Here is a 21,138-nt window from a genome sequence, read left to right as displayed (position 1 = left end):
AAAAACAGACAACCCTTGTCCTTAACCAGACAAGGGTTTGTCATTGCGGAAGGAGGCAGCATGATGAACGAAGTGAAATCCGCTTATATCCATATACCTTTCTGTGAACAGCTTTGTCACTACTGCGACTTCACGAAGTTTTTCTATCGGGAAGATAGTGCAGACGAATATGTTGAAGCATTGCGGAAAGAAATAGAACATTATGTTCCGAACAGGCAGCAAATGAATACGATTTTCGTAGGAGGCGGAACGCCGACTGCTTTGAATATGCAGCAGCTGGAGCATGTACTGAAAAGTGTGGACAGCGCATTTGATGTTCATGCGGCCAGGGAATATACATTCGAAGCAAACCCTGGGGACCTGACATTAGAGAAAGCGAAACTGCTTAAGCATTACGGGGTGGATCGAATCTCCCTTGGTGTTCAGGTATTTGACGACAAGCTGCTGGAGGCTATTGGCCGGGTCCACCGCGTCAAGCATGTATATGAAAGTCTTGATCTATTAAAACAAGCCGGCTTTGATAATATCAGTATCGACTTGATTTATGCTCTGCCGGGACAGACATTGGAGCAGTTTGGGCATACTGTGGAAGAAGCCCTGCAGTTTGATTTGCCGCATTATTCTTCTTACTCGCTTCAGATTGAACCCAAAACAGTCTTTTATCAGCGCTACAAAAAGGGTACATTGAAAAAGGCGCCGGAAGAATTGGAAGCTAGCATGTACAATCTGCTGCGTGATCAAATGAAGGCACATGGGAGAGAGCAGTATGAGGTAAGCAATTTCGCGCTTCCGGGCAAGGAGAGCCAGCATAATCTTGCATACTGGAATAACGATTTTTACTATGGACTAGGTGCAGGGGCGCATGGTTACTTGCCAGGTCGACGCGTTATCAATATCCGTCCTCTCCCAGCTTATTTGAAGCAAGCAAACGAAAACGGCATTCCTGTTCTGCATGAAGAGCCGATTGGACGTAAAGAGCGCATCGAGGAAGAGCTTTTCCTCGGACTGCGCAAGAAAAGCGGAGTGAACAAAGCAAGCTTCCGCGACAAATTCGGCATCGAGCTTACGGATGTTTACCGCAAGCCTCTGGATCTGCTGATCAGCAAAGGCTGGCTTATAGAAGATGCGGAACACGTCGCTATGACAGAAGACGGATTCTTGTTTGGAAATGATGTATTCCAAGAGTTCCTTCTGGATGAAGAACCGGCAAGCGTTTCGAATTGACAATTTTTCTAGGCTTTGTTACCTTATATGTATATTTAGCACTCCCTATAAACGAGTGCTAATCGAGGTGATGATCATGCTGACAGAAAGACAGCTGCGTATCCTTCAGGTCATAGTCGATGATTTCATTGAAACGGCGCAGCCGATCGGTTCGCGTGCTATCTCCAATAAGCAGGACGTTGCCTATAGTGCTGCAACGATTCGGAATGATATGGCTGAATTGGAGCAGCTTGGCCTGATCGAGAAGACGCATACCTCATCCGGAAGGATTCCATCCGAAAAAGGCTATCGCTTCTACGTGGATCATCTACTGACACCGTTTCATTTATCGCGTCAGGATACGTCAGCGATCAAACAGACATTTTCGACGAACATTCGACAAATGGAAGAAGTTGTACAGCAGTCCGCGGCTTTGCTTTCAGAGCTGACCAATTACACAAGCATCATCTTGGGTCCGGAAATGCTGGAGACGAAGCTCAAGCATATTCAGATTCTGACGTTGTCCGATTTTAGTGCTGTCATGATTCTCGTAACAGACACAGGGCATGTAGAACATAAATCTTTCCGGATACCAGATGGGATGGATCACGCTGAGTTGGAAAAGGTAGTGAATATCTTGAATGACCGATTGGCTGGTGTACCGCTTATGATGGTGCCAGGCAGATTGAAGTCAGAAGTACAGGAACTGCTGAAACAGCACACGGTTCATTTCGACACGATGTTTGCCTATTTGCGCTCGTTCATGGAAACGGAACAGCCGCTCAAACTTTATTTTGGCGGCAAAACAAACATTCTGATGCAGCCTGACTTTCAAGATCTGAATAAGCTGCGAAGCCTATATACGATGATTGAAGAAGAAGGCGAGACGATTGCGCGTCTTCTCAAAGGAGAACAGAATGGCTTGCATGTTTCCATCGGCACAGAGAACAAGCTGAGTGCGATGCAGGATTGCAGCTTTGTTACCGCTAGTTACACAGCGGATGGCATACACATGGGAACTGTTGCCTTGCTGGGTCCTACCAGAATGGAGTATTCCCGGGTTATGTCGTTGATGCATGTTTTAACGAACAAACTGACCAGCGCCTATCAGGACTGGCAGAAATGAGTTGAATATGGCTTGCCTCACAGCAAGCCTTTCATATAAGCAATGCTTTTCAGGAGGTGACCATCATGGCAAATGAAGAAAAAGAAAAAGTGAATGAAACCGAAGAGCAGGAAGCTGTTGAAGCAGAAGTGATTGATGCAGCCCCAGCTGAGGAATCCGAAACGAACAATGAAGGCAGCGAACGTCTAGCACAGCTCGAACAAGAAAAAAACGAGATGTACGACCGTCTGCTTCGCTTGCAGGCTGAGTATGATAACTTCCGCAAGCGTACACAGAAGGAAAAGGAAGCTGCCAGCAAATATAGATCTCAGGATTTGGCGGAAGCCTTGCTTCCAGTTGTAGACAACTTGGATCGCGCCCTTCAGACTGTCCAGGATGAAGAAGCGAACAAAGGTTTCGTCGATGGTATCCGCATGGTACATCGCCAGCTATTAGAAGCTTTCGACAAACAAGGTATCGAAACAATCGAAACTGTTGGACAGCCTTTCGATCCGCATTTGCACCAAGCAGTCATGCAGGTGGAAAATGACGAATATGAACCAAACACTGTCGTACAAGAATTACAAAAAGGCTATAAGCTGAAAGATCGTGTCATTCGACCGGCTATGGTACAAGTGAATCAATAAAGCATTACATATGCTGTAGAGGAGGAAAAATACAAAATGGGTAAAATCATTGGTATTGACTTAGGTACAACAAACTCTTGTGTGTCCGTAATGGAAGGCGGAGAAGCTCGCGTTATCCCGAACCCGGAAGGTAACCGCACAACTCCATCCGTTGTTGCATTCAAAAATGGAGAAAGACAAATCGGTGAAGTGGCGAAGCGTCAGGCTATCACTAACCCGAACACAATCCAATCCATCAAACGTCATATGGGTACGGATTATAAAGTAGAAATCGAAGGCAAGTCTTACACACCTCAAGAAATTTCTGCAATCATCTTGCAGTACATTAAATCTTTCGCTGAAGATTATTTAGGTGAAACAGTTGATAAAGCGGTTATCACAGTTCCTGCTTACTTCAACGATGCTGAGCGTCAAGCAACGAAAGATGCTGGTAAAATTGCTGGTCTTGAAGTTGAGCGTATCATCAACGAGCCAACTGCTGCAGCGCTTGCTTACGGTATCAATACAGAAGAAGATCAAACAATCCTTGTTTATGACCTTGGCGGCGGTACATTCGACGTTTCCATCCTTGATATCGGTGATGGTACTTTCGAAGTAGTTTCCACTGCAGGTGACAACCGTCTTGGCGGTGACGATTTCGACCAAGTGATCATCGATCATCTTGTAGCAGAATTCAAAAAAGAAAACGGCATTGACCTTTCCAAAGATAAAATGGCAATGCAGCGTTTGAAAGATGCAGCTGAAAAAGCGAAAAAAGATCTTTCTGGTGTTACGCAAACACAAATCTCACTTCCATTCATCACGGCTGGTGCAGAAGGTCCGCTTCACTTGGAGCTTTCTCTATCACGTGCGAAATTCGATGAGCTTTCAGCTGATTTGGTAGAACGTACTATGGGACCTACTCGTCAAGCACTTCGCGATGCTGATCTTTCTGCAAGCGAAATTGATAAAGTAATTCTAGTTGGTGGTTCTACTCGTATTCCAGCTGTTGTGGAAGCAATCAAAAAGGAAACTGGCAAAGAGCCTTCTAAAGGTGTTAACCCGGATGAAGTGGTTGCACTTGGTGCGGCAATCCAAGGTGGTGTACTTCAAGGTGATGTAAAAGACGTCGTGCTTCTTGACGTTACTCCACTTTCCCTAGGTATTGAAACAATGGGCGGCGTATTTACGAAATTGATCGAGCGCAACACGACAATTCCGACAAGCGCATCCCAAACATTCTCAACAGCAGCTGACAACCAGCCTTCTGTAGATATCCATGTACTTCAAGGTGAACGTGAGATGGCAGCTTATAACAAGACGCTTGGACGTTTCCAATTGTCCGATATCCCGCCAGCACCACGCGGTGTGCCGCAAATCGAAGTTACATTTGATATCGACTCAAACGGTATCGTTAATGTTCGTGCGAAAGATCTTGGCACAAACAAAGAACAATCCATTACAATCAAATCTTCTTCAGGTCTTTCTGATGAAGAAGTAGAAAAAATGGTGAAAGAAGCGGAAGAGAACGCAGAGGAAGATAAAAAACGCCGTGAAGAAGTAGATCTTCGCAACGAAGCGGATCAGCTAGTCTTCCAAACAGACAAAACGTTGAAAGATCTTGCTGAAAATGTTTCTGAAGAAGATAAACAAAAAGCAGAAGCAGCGAAAGATGAACTGAAGAAAGCTTTGGAAGGTACTGATATTGAAGATATCAGAACGAAGAAAGATGCGCTTTCCGAGCAGGTTCAAGCATTGTCTGTTAAATTATATGAGCAAGCAGCTCAGGCGCAGCAAGCACAAGGCGGCGAAAAAGCAGACGATGATGTCGTAGATGCTGACTTCTCAGAAGTAAATGACGACGACAAGAAATAAGAAACTGATCTATAGCTAGAAACATCCAACAAGTCAAAGCCGCACGCATGCAGGCTTTGACTTGTTACATGTTGAGAGCATTTGCCCCGTATAGGGCTCCATGTTATGATAAAATTTATGTATAAGAGAGAGTCGGGAGAGTGATTGTCAGTGAGTAAGCGGGATTACTACGATGTGCTTGGTGTCGGCAAAGATGCCTCAAAGGAAGAAATTAAAAAAGCATATCGCAAACTTGCGCGCCAATACCACCCAGATGTGAATAAGGCGGAAGACGCAGCCGATAAATTCAAAGAGGCAAAAGAAGCCTATGAAGTACTCGGCAATGAACAAAAACGTACACAGTATGATCAGTTTGGCCACGCCGGACCGCAGAGCCAAGGCTTCGGTGGAGCTGGAGCCCAGGACTTTGGCGGGTTCGGTGATATTTTCGATATGTTCTTTGGTGGCGGCGGACGCCGCAGTGATCCGAATGCACCGCGTCAAGGAGCGGATTTACAGTACACTATGACACTCAGCTTCGAGGAAGCAATTTTCGGAAAAGAAACCGATATTGAAATTCCAAAAGAAGAGGAATGTGATACATGTCACGGTTCTGGAGCCAAACCAGGCACCAAACCAAAAACTTGTACGCATTGTAACGGCAGCGGACAGCTTAATGTGGAACAAAACACACCATTCGGCCGTGTTGTGAACCGTCGTGTGTGTAATACATGTAATGGAACAGGTAAGATCATTCCGGATAAATGTAAAACATGCAGTGGTTCCGGGCGTGTACGCAAACGCAACAAAATCCATATCAAAGTCCCAGCAGGTATCGATGATGGACAGCAGATCCGTGTATCCGGTAAAGGAGAAGCTGGTGTCAACGGTGGACCTCCTGGAGATCTTTACGTTGTCATCCAAGTACGCAGCCATGAGTTCTTTGACCGCGAAGGCGACAATATTTATTGCGAAATGCCGATTACATTTGCCCAAGCAGCACTTGGTGATGAAATCGAAGTACCAACAGTTCATGGCGCAGTGAATCTTAAAATTCCTGCAGGTACGCAAACAGGACGTACATTCCGCCTGAAAGGCAAGGGTTCGCCGAATGTTCGCGGATATGGCCAAGGGGATCAGCATGTGAAAATCCGTGTTGTCACACCTACGAACTTATCTGACCGTCAAAAAGAGCTGTTGCGCGAACTCAATGACATCAGCGGTAATGACCCAACTGATGAACAGCATGACAATCTTTTCACACGTATGAGACGTGCGTTCAAAGGTGAGTCTTAATAAAAGGAGTGACGTATCGTGAAATGGGCGGAACTGTGTATCCATACTACGAATGACGCGATTGAGCCAATTTCAAATATCTTGCATGAAGCAGGTGCAAGCGGTGTTGTGATTCAGGATCCTGAGGATTTGGTCAAGGACCACAAAACAACTTTTGGTGAAATCTATGCGCTTGATCCGAATGATTACCCGGCAGAAGGTATCTTTGTGAAAGCATACTTGCCGCTTAACAGTTTTTTGAATGAATCGGTGAATGAAATCAAGTCTGCAATTACAAATTTGAGAGAATATCAGATTGACATTGGTGCAAATGAAGTATCAGTCAGTGAGGTAGATGAAGAAGATTGGTCTACAGCATGGAAGAAATATTATAAACCAGTGAAGATATCTGAAACGTTCACCATCATACCGACATGGGAGGAGTACACACCAGTAGCAAGCGATGAAGTGATCATGGAACTTGATCCCGGAATGGCTTTTGGTACAGGAACTCACCCGACGACGGTATTGAGTGTACAGGCGATTGAACGTTTTATAAATAAAGGCGACATTGTGATTGATGTTGGTTCCGGATCTGGTGTACTCAGCATCGCTGCGGTACTGCTCGGCGCTGAGCATGTCCATGCATTCGATCTCGATGATGTAGCGGTAAACAGTACGAAAATCAATGCCGAGCTGAATCAAGCTGCTGACCGCATTACGGCCAGTGCTAATAATTTGCTCGAAGGCGTTGAGGTGGAGGCAGACGTTATCGTATCGAATATCCTTGCCGAAATCATCCTGAAATTCACTGATGACGCATACAAATTGATCAAACCAGGCGGTCTGTTCATTACCAGCGGGATAATCAGCCAGAAAAAAGGCGACGTAAAAGAAGCCTTGATCACATCTGGTTTCGATATTGTTGAAGTCAATGAGATGGAAGATTGGGTCGCCATCATTGCAAAGAAGAATTAAGGCAGAGGTGAGCGTATGCAGCGCTATTTCGTAGAAGCTGCCAGTTGGCAGGATAATCGTATAACGTTGACTGGCCAAGATGCCCATCATATCAATCGTGTGATGCGCATGAAAACAGGTGACAAAATCGTCTGTGTCCATCCGGCGGGGCATGCAGCAAAATGTGAGATTGACGAATTGGCGTCAGATCAAGTTACTGTATCCGTATTGGAAGAAATCGACATGAACACGGAAATGCCCGTGGCTGTGACGATTGCCCAAGGACTCCCCAAGGGTGATAAACTGGAATGGATCGTACAAAAAGGAACAGAGCTGGGTGCAGCTGCATTTGTCCCTTTCCAAGCTGCCCGATCCGTTGTAAAATGGGACGAGAAAAAGAAGGACAAGAAACGGCAGAGGCTTGAGAAAATTGCCAAAGAAGCTGCTGAGCAGTCCAGCCGTATGATTATACCGGCAATCGGAGATGTGCAATCCTTTCAAAAGCTGCTTGATGGCAGCGATACATACAAGCACAAATTGTTCGCTTATGAAGAAGCGGCAAAAGGATTGAAGGCAGAGCCGCTGCGCTCTGTGTTCCAGCACATTTCACCTTCAGACAATGTACTTGTCGTAATTGGACCAGAGGGCGGGTTCAGTGAATCAGAAGCAGATGCGCTTCAAAATGCAGGTTTTGCACCTATCAGGCTCGGGCCTCGTATTTTACGCACGGAAACCGCTCCATTGTATATGTTGGCTAGTCTATCGTACCATTTTGAAGAATGAGGTGTTTTACCATGCCTACAGTGGCATTCCACACATTAGGTTGTAAAGTGAACCATTATGAGACAGAAGGTATTTGGCAGAAGTTCAAAGCACAAGGCTATGAACGGGTGGATTTTGATCATCAGTCTGACGTGTATGTTATAAACACATGCACGGTTACGAATACAGGCGATAAGAAGAGCCGCCAAGTCATCCGCCGCGCAGTACGCAAAAATCCTGAAGGTGTCATTTGTGTTACCGGATGTTATGCACAGACGTCACCTGGCGAAATCATGGAGATTCCTGGAGTGGACATCGTTGTAGGCACACAGGGCCGTGACAAGATGATCGAACACATCGAGGAATTCAAAGTGAAGAAAGAGCCAATCAACGGGGTTTCGAACATCATGAAAAACCGTGTCTTCGAGGAGATGGATGTACCTGCCTTCACCGACCGTACACGGGCATCGCTGAAAATCCAGGAAGGCTGCAATAACTTCTGTACCTTCTGTATCATACCGTGGTCCCGTGGATTGCTCCGTTCCCGTAACCCGGAGGATGTCATGAAGCAGGCACAGCAGCTTGTGGATGCTGGATACAAGGAAATCGTCCTTACTGGAATCCATACAGCAGGATACGGAGAGGATATGCAAGATTACAATTTCGCGAAATTACTGCGGGAATTGGAAAACAATGTACGAGGATTGAAAAGAATCCGTATTTCATCCATTGAAGCAAGTCAGATTACGGACGAAGTCATTCAAGTACTGGATGAATCTGAGAAGATCGTACGTCATTTGCATATACCGCTTCAGTCAGGATCTGATTCTGTTTTGAAACGCATGCGCCGTAAATACTCTTCAGACTTTTACCGCAGCAAAATTGATAAAGTGAAGAAAGCTTTACCTAACCTGGCTATTACGAGTGATGTGATTGTCGGATTCCCAGGTGAAACAGAAGAGGAATTCATGGAAACATATCGCTTCATCCAGGAAATCGGCTATAGCGAGCTTCACGTGTTCCCTTATTCCAAACGTACCGGAACACCTGCTGCGCGTATGGCGGACCAAGTGGATGATGACACAAAGAATGAGCGTGTCCATCGTCTCATTACACTATCCGATCAGCAAGCGAAGGAATATGCCTCCCAATTCGAGGATGAGGTGTTGGAAGTTATTCCAGAAGAGCTTTATGATGCAAACGAATCCGACTCATTATATGTCGGCTATACGGATAATTATCTGAAAGTGAAATTTGAGGCAACGCCGGATATGATCGGTAAAATTGTCCGAGTGAAGCTGACAAAAGCCGGGTATCCGTACAATGAAGGCCAATTTGTCCGTGTAATGGATGATGAGCAAGCAAGTGTAACTATCTAACTTGACTATAAAAGGAGTAATTCTCTTGGAAAATATCGCTGCATATATTGATCACACACTATTAAAGCCGGATGCCACAAAGGAACAAATCGATGTGATTGTCGAGGAAGCGGCAACGCATAAATTCGCTTCTGTTTGTGTTAACCCATATTGGGTATCCCATTGCGCCCAGCAGCTGAAGGGTACGGATGTGAAGGTTTGTACCGTTATCGGATTCCCTCTCGGCGCTTCAACCAGCACGGTTAAGGCACTTGAAACAAAGGATGCCATTGAAAAAGGTGCTGGTGAGATCGATATGGTCATTAACATCGGTGCTTTGAAATCAGGAGACTTAGTGACTGTTGAGTCTGACATCCGTGCGGTTGTGGAAGCAGCAGCAGGTGTACTCACTAAAGTGATCATCGAGACATCCTTGCTGACGGAGGAAGAAAAAGTAACAGCTTGTGAGCTTGCAGTGAAAGCCGGTGCTGATTTCGTCAAAACATCTACAGGTTTCTCCGGCGGCGGTGCAACAGTGGAAGATATTAAATTGATGCGTAATACTGTCGGTCCTGACATAGGTGTGAAGGCTTCCGGCGGCGTACGTGATCGCGAAGCTACGCTTGCTATGATCCAAGCAGGCGCTACTCGTATCGGTGCCAGCGCAGGTGTCCAGATCATCGCAGGTGAAGCTGGAAGCAGCGATTATTAAGATAAATTGCGAAATGTGCGTGATTCTGCACCTTTCTATTGACCAGGATTTAGCATTATATTATAATGAGCAAAGACATATGCAGCAGTGCATATGAGATAGCACATTGTTGTATGCTTCGGAGGGAGGGAAATTAGCATGTCAAACACTACTCGCGTTCGCAAAAACGAGTCTCTTGAAGATGCTCTTCGTCGCTTTAAGCGCACTGTTTCTAAAAGCGGTACTCTATCTGAATACCGTAAGCGTGAATTTTACGAAAAACCTAGTGTACGTCGCAAGAAAAAATCTGAGGCGGCTAGAAAGCGTAAGTAAGCAAAGAGGGTGCAAAGAGATATGTCATTAACAGAACGTCTGAACCAGGATATGAAGACTGCGATGAAAGCAAGGGATAAGGAAACGCTCAGCGTTATCCGCATGGTGAAAGCCGCCTTGCAGAATGAAGCAATTCGTACTGGAAATGACACGCTGTCAGAAGATGAAGAACTTACCGTTTTATCTCGTGAGGTAAAACAACGAAAAGATTCCCTCCAAGAATTCCAAGAAGCTGGACGCGATGATCTTGCCCAGAAGCTTGAAGCAGAGCTTCAAGTGCTGAAAGATTATATGCCCGAACAGCTTTCGGAAGAAGAACTTGAAGACATTATTAAACAGACCATCACGGAGGTAGGAGCTACTTCCAAGAAGGACATGGGCTCAGTCATGAGCGCTGTTATGCCGAAAGTCAAAGGCAAAACCGATGGTTCTTTAGTTAATAAAATCGTGAATAAGCACTTGTCTTAACTGATAGTAATATGAATATCTAAAAGGAAATCCCAATCATTGAATGATTGGGATTTCTGCATTTTACTAAAAAATCACCTATAAATGAAACCTTTTCATTATTTAAGCGTATAAGATACCGTACATAACAACTGTAACGAAACCAGTCAGGGGGCAGGAGGATTTCTATGCTGCAATATATAACGATTCCAAGCCTTCAAACAGCGATGCATAGCTTCAGTGAAACGATGCAGACGTGGATAACTTCCCCGGTCCTAGTGACGATATTGCTTTCCATAGCGTTTGCTGGCTTGGCTGTCGAAATGTTCACTCCCGGATTTGGGGCAGGCGGGATACTTGGAATCGCTGCCGGAGGAATCTTCCTATACGGGCACATTGCGGCGGGACTAGCGAGTCATACGGATATTCTGCTTTTGACTGCAGCCATCATTTTACTTGTCTTGGAAATATTCGTACCTGGAGGCATTATGGGCATACTTGGTATGATCGGATTACTCTGGGCGCTTTTTCGAATGGCAGTTGACAGCACCGATATGATGATCAGCGTCAGTATTGCATTCGTGGTCACCATTTTGGCTGTTGTATATGTCATTCGCATCGTCGGCTTCGAAAAAGGAATGTTCAAGCCGATGATACTCCAGGAAACGCTCAACCAGGATACACCTCCGAGTTTGACAGTCTTGATTGGTAAACAAGGTGTCGCAAAAACACCGATGCGCCCGTCAGGTGTTGCTGAGATAGAGGGCAAAGCAATGGACGTCATCACGGAGGGCAGGTATGTCGCTAAAGGATCGGTAATAGTTGTTATCCGTACAGAAGGCACGAAAATCATCGTCAGTCCGCTGACGAATAAGGAGGAAACAGAATGAACCAAGATATTTTAGTACCGATTATCATTGCTGCAGTCATTTTGATTGCTTTGATTATCTTATTTACTTTCGTTCCGGTCGCATTGTGGATCAGTGCCTTGGCAGCAGGTGTCCGCATCAGCATCTTTACCTTGGTTGGGATGCGTTTAAGACGTGTTATCCCATCACGCGTCATCAATCCATTGATCAAAGCCCATAAAGCAGGCTTGAAGGTCGATACAAACCAGCTCGAGAGCCATTATCTTGCAGGGGGTAATGTTGACCGCGTCGTCAATGCACTTATTGCGGCACACCGTGCGAATATCGAATTACCATTTGAACGCTCAGCAGCGATCGATCTTGCTGGCCGTGACGTTCTGGAAGCCGTTCAAATGAGTGTTAACCCAAAAGTGATCGAAACTCCTTTCATTTCGGGTGTTGCGATTGATGGTATCGAAGTAAAAGCAAAAGCGCGAATCACAGTTCGTGCCAATATCGACCGACTTGTCGGTGGTGCTGGTGAGGATACGATCATCGCGCGTGTAGGGGAAGGGATTGTCAGTACAATCGGTAGCTCTACGAACCATAAGAATGTATTGGAAAACCCAGATAAAATCTCACATAATGTCCTGGAACGCGGTTTGGACTCCGGTACGGCATTTGAAATCCTGTCCATCGATATCGCAGACATTGATATCGGTAAAAACATCGGGGCGATGCTTCAAACAGATCAGGCAGAGGCAGATAAGAATATCGCCCAGGCTAAAGCTGAGGAACGTCGTGCGATGGCCGTTGCACAGGAGCAGGAAAACCTAGCCCGCGTACAAGAAATGCGTGCGAAGGTAGTAGAAGCAGAAGCGGATGTTCCGCTTGCGCTTGCTGAAGCACTGCGTTCGGGCAACATGGGTGTAATGGATTATATGAACTACCAAAACATCAATGCAGATACAACAATGCGGGACAGCATTGGTGACTTGTCAGGAAATGACGAGGAAGAACGTTAAGTTTTAGAAAGGTGGCAGGTGCATGTTTGACATTTTGCAATTTCTCGTGCCGTTAGCAATTGCTGCCATTGCTTTCTTTTTCAACTCCGCAGGTAAAAAAGGAGATCAGGATAACGATCCCCGGCGCACGCAGCCTCCGGTCAAGAACTGGCAGGAAAAGCAGCCTCGTGCAATCAGGGAAAATCGTGAGCAGAAGCAGAAACAGAAGCCAGTTAAAGCACCAGAACTGATTCAAGCCGAGCAGAAAGCAGAGGAATATAGAAAGCAGACGACTGAGGCAATTCAGCAAGCTCTGGAAGTGCGTAGTGCCTCCTCTGTCCGTCGTCAGGATAATAAAGATCAACCTCTAGCTAAGCCAATCAAACTGAAACGGCTTACTAGCAGACAATTAGCAGAACAAGTTCTCTGGTCTGAAATACTCGGAGAACCACGTGCGAAAAAACCGCATCGCGCTTTCAACAAGCGAGTCCAATAATGGGCTCGCTTTTTTCGTTCTTCCGACTGTTCTTACTTGCCTATAAGCGACATAGAATGTGCAGAGGGGAGCTGATAAAAATGAAAAAATGGCAGCAGCGGATCGGAAATTGGTTCACCGAACATTTGGATATGCCAGCTGATGTGGTGCTTGAACTCCCTCGTATTACGACAATTGGCCATTTTCATGCCTATATCGAAAATCACAGAGGACTTGTGCTTTTTTCGGATAACGAGCTTAGGCTGCGGCTCAATACAGGCTTTCTCCGTATCACAGGGGAATCCTTTGTTCTGAAAGTCATGCTGCCGGAGGAAATCCTGCTCGAAGGCAAAATGAAGGAATTTAAATTCATTGAATCATAAGGCAAGCGGATCGGGGAGGTACGTATGAAGAAGCACACACAGGATATTTATTTTACTGGATATGTGACCGTACTGATAAAAGGGGACAGACCGGAGCTTTTTTTTAATCAGCTTGTGCAGGATAAAATCCTTGTCTGGGATATCATAAAAAAAGACAGCCAGACATGTGAAGCGAAGATCAGGAAACAGGATATAAGCAAGCTTCGCATGCAGCGAAGAGGGACAGGCTACAAAATACACTTCCGCAGCAAACACGGTTTTCCTTTCCTCTTCACTGCATTGCTGCATAAGAAACCGTTACTGCTTGGCATAGCCATCAGTATCCTGTCTATCTTCTTCCTGTCAAACACAGTTTGGAAAATCGAAGTAAAAGGCGTAAGCCCGGAATTGGAGCATCAAATCGAAACGCAGCTGGATGAATATGGCGTGCGCTTAGGTGCTTTCAAACTGACACTTGGTGCGCCAGTTGATATTCAGCAACGTCTATTACAGGATATTCCGGACCTCCTGTGGATAGGAGTGCAAGAGAAAGGGACAACCTATGCATTGGAAGGTGTGCCGAAAACGATCGTAAAAGAAGAAGAACAACCAGGACCTCGCCATCTTGTCGCAAAGAAAAAAGGTGTTATCGTCGACATGTTCGTGTCAGAAGGTGTACCGCAAGTTGGCGTACATGATTATGTAAAGCCTGGAGATATACTTGTTTCTGGTTTGATCGGCAATGAACCTCCTCCTGTCAAAAAGGATGAAAAGGATAAGCCAGAGCAGAAAGATACACGTAAGCATGTGGCTGCGACTGGCAATGTTATCGCCCGGACGTGGTATAATGTGTCTGCAGCAGTTCCGCTTGAAGAAACTTATACCGTTCTGAGCGGTAAACAGGAAAACAAATATGCCATTCAGTTCGGAGACAGTTTCAAATTGCCGATATGGGGGTTCGGTGAAACGGAGTTCAAGGATTCCCAGGAACAGACATCTGTGCGCCATCTTCGGTTTCTTCGCTGGGAGCTGCCGATCGGGATGAGCAAGACGACCGAATACGAGCGAGTCACCAAGCAGGTGAAGCGAACAAAAAAAGAAGCAAGTGAACAAGCTGAAAAATTGGCTAAACAGGATCTGCAGCTGCAAGTTGGCGCTGATGCTGACATTATTTCTCAAAAAATTTTACATGAGACAGTCGAGAATGGTAAAGTTAAATTAATCTTATACTTTCAAGTAAATGAAGATATCGCAACATCTCAACCTATATCTCAAGGAGATTGATTATGCCCGAAGACGTAAAACGTGTGAATTTGCAATTAAAAGATACCAATGAAACATTAGCTCTGTTCGGCACGGAGGATCGCCATCTAAAACAGATAGAAGAACATTTCCGTGTATCCATTGTCACGCGAGGGGAAGAAGTTCGCGTTACTGGACCTGAGGAAGAAGTCCGGACTACAGAGGAGCTGCTGCAAGCGTTGGCCGCTGTCATTCGGCGCGGCATTCCTATTGGAGAACGCGATGTGGTATACGCCATTGAATTAGCTAAGAAAGATAAGTTGGATCAATTCGAAACATTATTCGATGATGAAATAACAAAAAATGCAAAAGGCAAATCAATCCGAGTCAAAACACTCGGGCAGCGGAACTATATCAATGGCATCAAGTCGAATGATTTAGTTTTCGGTATAGGACCTGCCGGTACCGGTAAAACCTATCTGGCGGTTGTAATGGCCGTTAATGCTTTGAAAAAAGGTATCGTCAAGCGTATTATCCTGACACGGCCCGCAGTGGAAGCTGGAGAAAGCCTCGGATTCCTTCCAGGTGATTTGAAGGAGAAAGTAGATCCGTATTTGCGGCCGTTATATGATGCCCTGCATGATGTGCTCGGCTTAGAGCAGACGACCAGATTGATTGAGCGTGGTACGATTGAGATTGCTCCGCTTGCTTATATGCGCGGCCGCACCCTGGATGATGCGTTCGTTATCCTGGATGAAGCACAGAACACGACAAACGCACAGATGAAGATGTTCCTTACCAGGCTTGGTTTTGGATCCAAGATGGTCATCACCGGCGATTTGACTCAAATCGATTTGCCAAAAGGTGCTCTATCCGGTTTGCGGTCCATTGAAACAAAGCTAAGTAATGTAAAAGGTATCTACTTCTCCTACTTAAAACAAACAGACGTAGTGCGCCACCCGCTTGTGCAGCGGATTATCGAAGCTTACGAATCAGAATAAAAAGGAAAAGGCCCGGCTTCGGGTCTTTTTGGTTTAAGCGGATAGGAGGGCAGAGTGTGGGTAGAAAGAAGTTCAGGGACCTGTTTGGAAGGAATTCAAGAGCTGGCGAACGCGCATTTATTTTGATAGGAGCCGTATTGCTAGGATGCTTCTTCTTCATTACAACAGCTTCCAATGTGACGACGAAGAATTATGACGTGCAGATTTATGATGCAGCGAATGAAACGATCCGCTCGCCGATCACAATCGAAAATGAAGCCCAGACGGAAAGACAAAGGCAGGAAGCCAGCCAGCAGATAGATGACCGTTACACCGTATCCACTGAAATTACAGATTCAAAAACGGATGCGGTAGAAGAAATCTTCTCTGCAATCAGCCAAGCAGATGATGCTGGACAGCCTATCGATGAAAGAGTCGATTCTGTAAAGAACCTGCTTTCTGAATCCGTTAAAGAAGACTTGACGGACAGACAGCTGGAACAGCTGCTCCAAATACCATCAGACGAAAGGGAAATCAGTGAAAAAGTATTCCTTGATACAATGACTGGATTCCTGGAAGATGGCGTAAAACGTGATGAAGTACAGCAGACACAAGAAGAGATGGGAGAGAGGATCGGCTATGCGGATGTATCCAGCGGGGCTAAGCAGGCACTCCGTTCGCTGACTAGCTTTGCCATTGTCCAAAATGCATCCTTCGACGCACAAGACACAGCTACAGCTAGAGCAGAAGCTCAGCAAAACGTAGCACCTGTCATGATTCGTGCAGGTCAGATCATCGTCCAGGAAGGCCAGACGATTACGAACGATGTGTATGAAGAACTGAAGCTTGTAGGTTTACTAAACAATACAAGAAACGTGCTGCCGCTTATCGGCCTGGTGCTGTTCATGGCTCTTTTAACCGGTATCTTGACTAATGAGTCACTACATACATTAAAAAAACAGAATAGACCAAGTAAGTCTGTCCTTCTGTTTTCCTTTTTACTTATTTGTATGTCTGTCCTGTTATTGAAGCTGATCAGCGTTCTTGGAACAACAGATCAACATTATTATCTGCTGCTGCCTGCTGCATTTGCAGCGGTTATATTCCGTCATTTGCTAAGCGAGCGGTTCGCTATCGGATATGCAATCGTGTACAGTATATTAGCGGGAATAATCTTGAATGATGAAATTCCTGGATCTTTGAATATGGAGGCAACACTTTACTTCCTGTTCGCTCAGCTGGCGGCTGTCTATTCGATTCGGAATGTAAAGGATAAGATTGCGATGGCAAAAGCACTTCTATTGCTGGCTAGTGTGCAAATAGTTAGTGTATTGTTATTCTTATTCTTCGCCTTCGAGAAATATGCCTGGGAAGCGGTAATCCTTTATGTAGGATTCGCTGTCTTGTCTGCCATATTGACAGTCATACTTGTAGCCGGTATTTTGCCGTTTGTCGAAGCTGGATTCGGTGTTCTTTCCGAAACGAAGCTCTTGGAATTATCGAAACCGAACCACCCACTGCTGAAAAAAATCCTTACTGATGCACCTGGGACATATCATCACAGCATCATGGTAGCCAATTTGTGTGAAGCAGCTTGCGAAGCCATCGGGGCAGATGGCTTGCTAGCCAGAGTCGGTGCGTATTACCACGATCTTGGCAAAACCAGGCAGCCGCAGCTTTTCATTGAAAACCAAATGGGGCGAAAGAATCCGCATGATAAACTATCGCCGAGGCAAAGTGCGGAGATCATCATCCGTCATCCATATGACGGCGCACAAATGCTGCAAAACAATCATTTTCCCAAGGAAATTGTCGATATGGCCAAACAGCATCATGGCACATCATTATTGAAGTTTTTTTACTACAAGGAAAAGGAATATAATAAAGACGTGAAGGAAGAAACATATCGCTATCCTGGTCCAAAACCGTCTACGAAAGAAACAGCTGTCTTATCGATTTGTGATTCTGTTGAAGCAGCGGTTCGTTCCATGAAAGAGCCGACTCAGGAGAAGATCAGCAGCTTGGTGGACAACATCATCAAGGATAAGCTGATGGATGGCCAGCTGGATTGTGCACCGCTGACCCTGCAGGATTTGCAAGTGATCAAAGAAGCGATTTGTCAGGCCCTTACGGGAATATTCCATTCCAGGATCGAATATCCGGATGAAGAAAAAGTGAAGGAGGCAAACTAATGCATATTGATTTTCACGATAAAACAAATAGCGTGACAGCAGATTATGTTGATCTGATTGATCGATTGATCCAATACGCAGCAGATGCAGAGGAAATAACAGAGGAAGCGGAGATGTCCATCACATTTGTGGACAATGCTGAAATACAGGTGATCAACCGTAATTACCGTCAAAAGGATGTACCGACAGATGTCATATCCTTTGCTATGCAAGAAGAAGGGGAAGGCGAACAGCAAATAATCGGAGAAGAAATCCCGATTGTTTACGGTGATATCATCATCTCTGTCGACAAAGCAAAAGAACAGGCAGAAGAGTATGGACACAGTGTAGAGAGGGAACTTGGTTTTCTCGCTTTACATGGCTTCCTGCATCTTTTAGGATATGATCATATGAATGAGGCGGATGAGAAGAAGATGTTCGGTCGACAAGAGGAGATTTTGAATGGCTTCGGACTCAAACGGGAAGAAAACTAAATCTGGTATCGGATTTCGCTATGCGTGGAATGGGATTCGTTGGACATTCCTCGAGGAGAGGAATTTCCGTATCCACACAATTGCAGCGATCATTGCTCTGATAGCGGGCATAATTTTCCGAATTGGCACCCCAGAATGGGCGGCTATTCTTTTAAGCATCGGTTTTGTCATTGTGACGGAAATGATTAATACAGTCGTCGAGCTTATGATGGACCATTTATCGCCTGAGCATAGTGAGGCAGCAGGCCTTATCAAAGACATTGCAGCAGGTGCTGTGCTCATTGCGGCTATAACTGCTATCTGTGTCGGCCTGGTCGTTTTTGTTCCGGAAATCATTTCAGTAATGTGAGGAAAACCGTCCATGCAGATGGACGGTTTTTTTTCACTTAGGTCTGGCGGCTACTTGGTTTGTTAGCTGTTGGTGGCCGTCTGGCTCCGAAGACCAGAAACTGCGTTGTAAGCGATAAGTCCCTGCGGAAGGAAAGTTCACCTTTCTCCGGGCCTTCTCACTTACCACTTCGTTTCTAACCGGTCTTCTCCGCTTTTGGTTTTTCGTCTAGCTCCGAAGACCAGAAACTGCGTTGTAAGCGATAAGTCCCTGCGGAAGGAAAGTTCACCTTTCTCCGGGCCTTCTCACTTACCACTTCGTTTCTAACCGGTCTTCTCCGCTTTTGGTTTTTTTTAACCCCTTTTGTCGAATGGGTGAAGTGGCAGGGGATTTGTAGTAAGATAGAGGTACAACATTTTTATAGTACTTGAGGTTTTTGTCGTACTAGTACTTGGAGGAATATAACAGCATGCAGAAAGAATTTCGTTCAGGTTTCATATCCATCATCGGGCGACCGAATGTTGGGAAATCAACTTTATTAAATCGTTTTGTCGGGCAGAAGATCTCTATTATGAGTGATAAGCCGCAGACGACGCGCAACCGGATACAAGGTGTACTTACTCAGGATGATGCACAGTTCATCTTCATTGACACACCTGGTATCCACAAACCGAAGCATAAGCTCGGAGATTTTATGGTGAAGACTGCAGAGAATACAATGAATGAAGTGGACGCTGTCATGTTCATGGTCAATGCCGAGGAGGGCTACGGCAGAGGGGATCAATTTATCCTTGAACGTCTGCAAAAAGTCAACAACCCGGTTTTCCTTGTAGTCAATAAAATTGATAAGATCCATCCAGATAAGCTGCTCGAACTCATCGAGCTGTACAAGGACAAGTTAGACTTCACGGAAATTGTCCCAATTAGTGCACTAGAAGGCAATAATACAGCACATTTACTTGAAACGTTAAAAGGTTATCTGCCAGAGGGGCCGCAATATTACCCGGAAGACCAAGTGACGGATCACCCAGAGCGCTTCGTTATTAGTGAGCTCATTCGTGAGAAGGTACTGCATTTGACACGTGAGGAAATACCGCATTCAATCGCTGTCGTCATTGAAGCTATCGAAAATCGCCATAGTTCGACGGAGAAGGTATTTATCCAGGCGACTATTGTTACAGAACGAAAATCCCAAAAAGGGATCATTATCGGCAAACAGGGCAGTATGCTCAAACAAGTCGGGAAGCTGGCGCGTAGAGATATAGAGATGCTGCTTGGCAGCAAGGTGTTTCTCGAGCTTTGGGTTAAAGTGCAGCCTGATTGGCGGAATAAGCAAGCACAGCTCAATGATTACGGTTTCAGCCGCGACGAATATTGATTACTGGTAATATTTGAAGCACATGGATTGAGGAGAAGGTGTCATCCTAACTAGGAGAATGTTTTGTATGTTCATTTCTTAAAAAAACATAGAAAGGTGGACTTCCTGTGATTGATTTCCATTGGCAAATCTTCAGCAAGACCGGGAGTATCGAAACCTACTTATTGATGAAAGAAATCGAAACAATGTACAATTCACTATTACCTCCGGAGCAAGATAACATCATTGAGCTCCCAACTTATAATCGGCTTCAATCTAAAATGTAAGCAACAGGAGTGGGGAGAGAGCGTTGCTCCAAAATGTAGAAGGAATCATCCTGCGCACACAGGATTATGGGGAAACACATAAAATCATTACAATTTTCACAGAAGACCGGGGTAAGATTGCCGTGATGGCCAGAGGCGCAAAGAAACCGAAAAGCAGGATGGCTGCCATTGCGCAGCCATTCATCTTTGGGTCATTCCTCGTACAGCTAGGTACGGGTATGGGAGCCATGCAGCAAGGAGAACCTCTCCAAAGCTTCCGGGCTATCCGTGAAGATATCGTCAAAACAGCTTATGCGTCTTATATAGCGGAAATGACAGACAAGCTGACAGATAATAATAAGCCTGATCCGGATTTATTCCGCCAGCTGCTGCAGGTGATGGAATGGATCAATGACGGGAAAGATGCCGATGTATTGCGGATCATCTATGAATTAAAGATGTTCCGCCGCGGTGGTTTTGCACCGACAGTGCATCAATGCGTTAATTGCGGAAATACGGAGCTTCCTTTCCGGTTTTCTGTACCAGAAGGCGGTATGCTTTGCAGACGCTGCATGCATCTGGATCCAGATGCATATGCATTATCAGAAAAAGTCGCCAAGCTCCTGCAGCTATTTTCGAGTATTGATATTTCACGGATCGGGAATATCTCGGTAAAGCCTGAAACTAAACGGCTGCTGAACGAAATGCTTGATACGTATTACGATCGTTACGGTGGTTATTTCCTGAAAAGTAAAAAGTTCCTCGCCCAATTGGATAAACTTCAATAAAGGTTTGTTGACAATTAGTGTGGCATTTTAGTATGATAATATCAAAATCGACGGCTTGCGTTGAAGAAGAGTAGTATCCGTCCGGTCCTTTGCATAGCGAATCTGGGATAGTGGGAGCCAGAACAAAGGCAGACGGAGAAGGCGCTTTGGAGCAAAAGGAAAAAAGAGTGGCTTCCATGTGGGAGCAATTAGGGTGGAACCGCGGTAATCCC

23 protein-coding genes are annotated in these 21,138 nt (G+C 45.4%); all 23 read left to right on the top strand.

The window, feature by feature from the left end; all coding sequences use genetic code 11:
* Positions 1 to 63: 63 nt before the first annotated feature.
* The 23 genes from hemW (at position 64) to recO (ending at position 20,926) form a co-directional block, all read left to right on the top strand.
* Positions 64 to 1,224 carry a radical SAM family heme chaperone HemW gene (hemW, locus tag SFC25_RS05505; RefSeq protein WP_411214309.1) on the top strand — a complete coding sequence of 387 codons (1,161 nt, stop codon included), beginning with the start codon at positions 64 to 66 and terminating at the stop codon, positions 1,222 to 1,224.
* A gap of 76 nt (positions 1,225 to 1,300) precedes the next feature.
* Positions 1,301 to 2,329, top strand: coding sequence for a heat-inducible transcriptional repressor HrcA (hrcA, locus tag SFC25_RS05500; RefSeq protein WP_411214308.1), 1,029 nt, complete (start codon positions 1,301 to 1,303; stop codon positions 2,327 to 2,329).
* 65 nt (positions 2,330 to 2,394) lie between these two features.
* Positions 2,395 to 2,955, top strand: coding sequence for a nucleotide exchange factor GrpE (grpE, locus tag SFC25_RS05495; protein ID WP_411214307.1), 561 nt, complete (start codon positions 2,395 to 2,397; stop codon positions 2,953 to 2,955).
* A gap of 36 nt (positions 2,956 to 2,991) precedes the next feature.
* On the top strand, positions 2,992 to 4,809 hold the full coding sequence (gene dnaK / locus SFC25_RS05490; protein ID WP_411214306.1) for a molecular chaperone DnaK: 1,818 nt from the start codon (positions 2,992 to 2,994) through the stop codon (positions 4,807 to 4,809).
* Between the two features lie 150 nt (positions 4,810 to 4,959).
* The gene (gene dnaJ, locus SFC25_RS05485) at positions 4,960 to 6,084 is read left to right on the top strand and encodes a molecular chaperone DnaJ (RefSeq protein WP_411214305.1); all 1,125 of its coding nucleotides are present in this window, start codon (positions 4,960 to 4,962) and stop codon (positions 6,082 to 6,084) included.
* Positions 6,085 to 6,102: 18 nt separating this feature from the next.
* Positions 6,103 to 7,041 (top strand): 50S ribosomal protein L11 methyltransferase, encoded by a 939-nt coding sequence (gene prmA, locus SFC25_RS05480; protein ID WP_411214304.1) that lies wholly within the window; start codon positions 6,103 to 6,105, stop codon positions 7,039 to 7,041.
* Between the two features lie 15 nt (positions 7,042 to 7,056).
* Positions 7,057 to 7,803 carry a 16S rRNA (uracil(1498)-N(3))-methyltransferase gene (locus SFC25_RS05475; RefSeq protein ID WP_411214303.1) on the top strand — a complete coding sequence of 249 codons (747 nt, stop codon included), beginning with the start codon at positions 7,057 to 7,059 and terminating at the stop codon, positions 7,801 to 7,803.
* An 11-nt stretch (positions 7,804 to 7,814) separates the two neighbouring features.
* The gene (gene mtaB / locus SFC25_RS05470) at positions 7,815 to 9,161 is read left to right on the top strand and encodes a tRNA (N(6)-L-threonylcarbamoyladenosine(37)-C(2))-methylthiotransferase MtaB (RefSeq protein WP_411214302.1); all 1,347 of its coding nucleotides are present in this window, start codon (positions 7,815 to 7,817) and stop codon (positions 9,159 to 9,161) included.
* A gap of 25 nt (positions 9,162 to 9,186) precedes the next feature.
* On the top strand, positions 9,187 to 9,852 hold the full coding sequence (gene deoC / locus SFC25_RS05465; RefSeq protein ID WP_411214301.1) for a deoxyribose-phosphate aldolase: 666 nt from the start codon (positions 9,187 to 9,189) through the stop codon (positions 9,850 to 9,852).
* Between the two features lie 138 nt (positions 9,853 to 9,990).
* Positions 9,991 to 10,164, top strand: coding sequence for a 30S ribosomal protein S21 (gene rpsU, locus SFC25_RS05460; protein ID WP_077308578.1), 174 nt, complete (start codon positions 9,991 to 9,993; stop codon positions 10,162 to 10,164).
* A 21-nt stretch (positions 10,165 to 10,185) separates the two neighbouring features.
* Entirely contained in the window at positions 10,186 to 10,632 is a 447-nt protein-coding gene (locus SFC25_RS05455) for a GatB/YqeY domain-containing protein (protein ID WP_095222480.1), read from the top strand.
* A gap of 167 nt (positions 10,633 to 10,799) precedes the next feature.
* Positions 10,800 to 11,501 carry an NfeD family protein gene (locus SFC25_RS05450; RefSeq protein ID WP_411214300.1) on the top strand — a complete coding sequence of 234 codons (702 nt, stop codon included), beginning with the start codon at positions 10,800 to 10,802 and terminating at the stop codon, positions 11,499 to 11,501.
* Entirely contained in the window at positions 11,498 to 12,484 is a 987-nt protein-coding gene (floA, locus tag SFC25_RS05445; RefSeq protein WP_411214299.1) for a flotillin-like protein FloA, read from the top strand. Before SFC25_RS05450 ends, floA begins: the two co-directional genes overlap by 4 nt.
* Before the next feature lie 22 nt (positions 12,485 to 12,506).
* Positions 12,507 to 12,959 (top strand): hypothetical protein, encoded by a 453-nt coding sequence (locus SFC25_RS05440; RefSeq protein WP_411214298.1) that lies wholly within the window; start codon positions 12,507 to 12,509, stop codon positions 12,957 to 12,959.
* A gap of 80 nt (positions 12,960 to 13,039) precedes the next feature.
* Positions 13,040 to 13,321, top strand: coding sequence for a sporulation protein YqfC (yqfC, locus tag SFC25_RS05435; RefSeq protein ID WP_176465689.1), 282 nt, complete (start codon positions 13,040 to 13,042; stop codon positions 13,319 to 13,321).
* A gap of 24 nt (positions 13,322 to 13,345) precedes the next feature.
* Positions 13,346 to 14,584, top strand: a complete 1,239-nt coding sequence (gene yqfD, locus SFC25_RS05430; protein WP_411214297.1) for a sporulation protein YqfD — start codon at positions 13,346 to 13,348, stop codon at positions 14,582 to 14,584.
* 2 nt (positions 14,585 to 14,586) lie between these two features.
* Positions 14,587 to 15,543: a PhoH family protein gene (locus SFC25_RS05425; protein ID WP_411214296.1), complete on the top strand. Its 957-nt coding sequence runs from the start codon at positions 14,587 to 14,589 to the stop codon at positions 15,541 to 15,543.
* A gap of 56 nt (positions 15,544 to 15,599) precedes the next feature.
* A complete protein-coding gene (locus SFC25_RS05420; protein WP_411214295.1) occupies positions 15,600 to 17,714 on the top strand; it encodes an HD family phosphohydrolase in 2,115 nt (704 codons plus the stop codon).
* On the top strand, positions 17,714 to 18,187 hold the full coding sequence (ybeY, locus tag SFC25_RS05415; protein ID WP_411214294.1) for an rRNA maturation RNase YbeY: 474 nt from the start codon (positions 17,714 to 17,716) through the stop codon (positions 18,185 to 18,187). The genes SFC25_RS05420 and ybeY overlap by 1 nt, the downstream gene beginning before the upstream one ends.
* Positions 18,156 to 18,536: a diacylglycerol kinase family protein gene (locus SFC25_RS05410; RefSeq protein ID WP_411214293.1), complete on the top strand. Its 381-nt coding sequence runs from the start codon at positions 18,156 to 18,158 to the stop codon at positions 18,534 to 18,536. The genes ybeY and SFC25_RS05410 overlap by 32 nt, the downstream gene beginning before the upstream one ends.
* Positions 18,537 to 18,984: 448 nt before the next feature.
* On the top strand, positions 18,985 to 19,893 hold the full coding sequence (gene era / locus SFC25_RS05405; RefSeq protein ID WP_411214292.1) for a GTPase Era: 909 nt from the start codon (positions 18,985 to 18,987) through the stop codon (positions 19,891 to 19,893).
* A 107-nt stretch (positions 19,894 to 20,000) separates the two neighbouring features.
* Positions 20,001 to 20,159: a YqzL family protein gene (locus SFC25_RS05400; RefSeq protein WP_411214291.1), complete on the top strand. Its 159-nt coding sequence runs from the start codon at positions 20,001 to 20,003 to the stop codon at positions 20,157 to 20,159.
* Between the two features lie 23 nt (positions 20,160 to 20,182).
* Positions 20,183 to 20,926 (top strand): DNA repair protein RecO, encoded by a 744-nt coding sequence (recO, locus tag SFC25_RS05395; RefSeq protein ID WP_411214290.1) that lies wholly within the window; start codon positions 20,183 to 20,185, stop codon positions 20,924 to 20,926.
* Positions 20,927 to 21,138: the final 212 nt, after the last annotated feature.

Source organism: Terribacillus saccharophilus, from assembly GCF_046592595.1.
Lineage (GTDB): Bacteria > Bacillota > Bacilli > Bacillales > Amphibacillaceae > Terribacillus > Terribacillus saccharophilus_C.
The sequence above is the reverse complement of the archived record's forward strand: the minus strand, read 5'-3'. Positions and strand labels throughout refer to the sequence as shown.